Source organism: Kribbella sp. (assembly GCF_035655035.1).
Taxonomy (GTDB): Bacteria; Actinomycetota; Actinomycetes; order Propionibacteriales; family Kribbellaceae; genus Kribbella.
On the sequence record NZ_DASRVN010000712.1, the window covers coordinates 1 to 3,024 of the forward strand.

General features: G+C 70.0%; 1 protein-coding gene. It reads right to left on the bottom strand.

Features of this window, described 5'->3' with window-relative positions; all coding sequences use genetic code 11:
- On the bottom strand, positions 1 to 3,024 hold a 3,024-nt coding region (locus VFF46_RS36885; protein ID WP_325041907.1), incomplete at both ends, for a hypothetical protein.

Here is a 3,024-nt window from a genome sequence, read left to right on the forward strand (position 1 = left end):
GAGGTCGCCGTACCCGTCTCCGTCGCCGTCCCGGTAGGCCCGGACGAGCGCCTGGTAGAAGACCGCGTTCTTGTACCACTGCCCGCCGTCCGGCTCCGCGTCCGCAAGGGTGGTGGCGACGGTGATGGCAGCGAGCCACAACGTGGTTTCCGCGTCGTATTCCTCGGACTCGTCCGAGCGAGCGGCGACGAACGTGCGCACGGTGCCGGCCGCCTCGACCCGCGTCACCTCGTCGGCCTCCCCCGGCCTGGCGCCCATCGCGGTCAGCAACGCCTGTACGGCGTCACGCTCGGTCTGCTCGGCCGCGCCTGGCGCCACACGACCGGTGTTGGCAGCGGTGATGAGCGCGGCGGTCGCGGCAAGTTGGTCCGTGACCCGATCGACGGCACGCCGCACCGCCTCCGGACTGTCTAGCCACTCCGACAGCGTGATCACCGGGTCCAGCGTCTCCGGGTAGAGATCGAGTCCGGCGTCGGCCCGGCCGGCGAGGTCTCCGACCCGCACGGTGACCACGAAGTCCTGGTCGTACCAGGTCTGCCCGAAGCGCACTTCGTCGCGACCGGACAGGATGACGTTGTCGAGGCCGGAGAGGTACTGGCGCACCCAGGAGGTGACCCGTGCGGCCTGGGTTGCCGGCTCGGCTTGCTTTTCGGACGTCATGGGTTGGTGCTGACTGGTTGTTCGCGTATCGGCCCTGGCGATCTGCGCGGCGAAGGCCAGCACTTGGTCCAGCTTGGCGGTCTCGGGCAGCAGACCTGCGCGGACCAGCGCGGGCTTGACCTGACGTTCGAGGAACTTCCGGGTGGCGCCTTCGGGCCGATTCGTGGCGAACGCTCCGCTCTCGGCGAGGAACCTGAACGACTCCGCGAACCTGTCCCACGCGTTGCGCGCGGCCGTGGCCTCGTCCGGCCCCATGGCCCGGTCCGGATCCACGCGGTCCCAGGCGATCAGGTCGAGACCGTACTTCCCGAGCTGCTGGTCCAGCACGCGCCGGCGCAGGTAGTGCGCACTGAACTGCCTCGCCGCAACCACGATGGTTGTCGGCCGGCCCGCGTACTCACCGACGTACACCCCGTCGACGAACTGCGCCGGGTCGAGGCCCGGGTACCGTTCCGTAAGCTCGGCCGGAGTGTCGACCACGCCGATCACGCCGAGCGGGAACCGCACCGACGACCGCAACGTGAGCAGCGCCTTGGTGACGTCGTGAGCGGACAGGCCCGGTTCATCCGCCAGGTTGTCCCGCGCTGCTCGCACGTTCCCGAAATTGTCGGCGGGTACGTCGCGCCGCCAGGCGAGCCGCTCCCCTTGAACGACGTCGATCGTCTGCGCGTCCGAGTCGTGCTCGAGTCTCTCGGCGGCGAACTCCACGGCGGTTCTGGCCCAGAACGTGGCGGCATGCAGGAAGTCGGCAGCCCGGGCGCGCAGCATTGCCGCGACGGGTTGCACGGCGCGGGACGCCGCCTGCCGGGCCTGGTCGCTCTCCCGGCCGTGGCGTGCCGCCAACTCGACGGCGGTCCTGAGAGCATCGAGCGCCTTCTGTGCCTTGGCATTGACGTCCGCCTCGTCGCTGAGCAGCAGGAAGATCTGGAGTGCGTGATCCGCGCGTGACCGGAGCAGTTCACCATCCGGGCCGGTCCGGCCGAGCAGGTACGCCTGGAAGGTGGTCAGCGCGCGCTGCGCCGCGTCGAGCACCGGGCTCGACCAGCTCGCCGTACCGGACATCCACTCGGACTGCAGTTGCCGCAGCTGCGTCTTTTCACCGGCCCATCGCGTGACCGCCTCGTTGATCGCACGAGTAGCTCGCTGCTTGGCGAGTTCGCTGCTGTCGCCGTACCAGGAAGCGACGCTCTCGAAAGCCTCGGTCACCACCTGGCGAACCTCACCGAACGCGGCGACCGGACCAGCAGCCAACGCAGCACGGAGAGTGGCCAACGCCGAATCGGTCTCCTGCGTCGCCAGCAGAGTCGCGGCATCCGTCAGGGCCGCCGCCAGCTCGGTCACAGTGTGGTCGCCCGACCAGTACGCGGCGATCCTTTCCGCCACGTCGACCGCGGTGTCTGCCGCCTCGGCCGGGTCGTCGGTCGGCGAGAGCTGTTCGGACGCGCGCAGGTACAGACCGATCCACCGCTCCGAAGCGTCGGGGTCGCGAGCCGTCGCCGCGATCAGCACGATCATGAGCGCCTCGGCGGCGTCCGTCTCCGCTTCCACTATGGCTTGGAGTTCGTCATCCGTCGCGGCGCCCTGGTCCGTCCTGAGCCGGGCCTGAAACGCGTCGTACAGCCTGCTCACGGCGATATCGGCCGGCTGGTCGCTCACCGAGTGCACCAGCCGGTCCACCGCGTGAGCGATCGCCGCCGGTCGCTGCTCCGGCTCAACCAGATACGCGACCGCGAGAGCCTCGACCACTTCCTGCGGCGCCGCGGGCACCCTACTGGTGACGTTCTGCTGCACGGGCTCCAGGACGTATTCGCCGACCGGAGTCGACCAGGCTCGCACCGTGGTGTTGACGACATCGATCGCCTGTCGGTCCTCGAAGCCGACCCGCGGGGCATTCGTCGCCGACCTCAGCCGGGCCGTGGCCTCGGTCCACGCCGCCCGAGCCTGCTCGGCCGCCTTGGCACCAAGGAACGCGACCATCGCGGCCACCGCCGCTTGTGTGGTCTCAGCGTCCTGCGCGGCTTGCTGAATCGCCCGCCTCGCCAGTGCCCACAAGGCCTGGCTGTCCTGCCGCACTTGGGTCAGCAGGAACACCTCGAGCGCGTACGCCGCTCGCTGCCGCAACTGCTCGCCGTCCGGGCCGGCCTTTTCGAGCACGTAGGCGTAGACCGCGTCCATCGCCCTCTTGGCTGCCCTGCCGGCCGCGCCCCGCTCCTGCCGGACGTCGCGCACCTCGCTCCTGCCGATGGCCACCCGCGGGCGCGTGTCACCTGAATGCATCACGTAAGCGGACACGATCGCGGCCAATGCCCGACCCCAGGGGTTCTCCTCGGTCTCCTCGGCCGCGACCTGCGCGAGGGCCTCTGC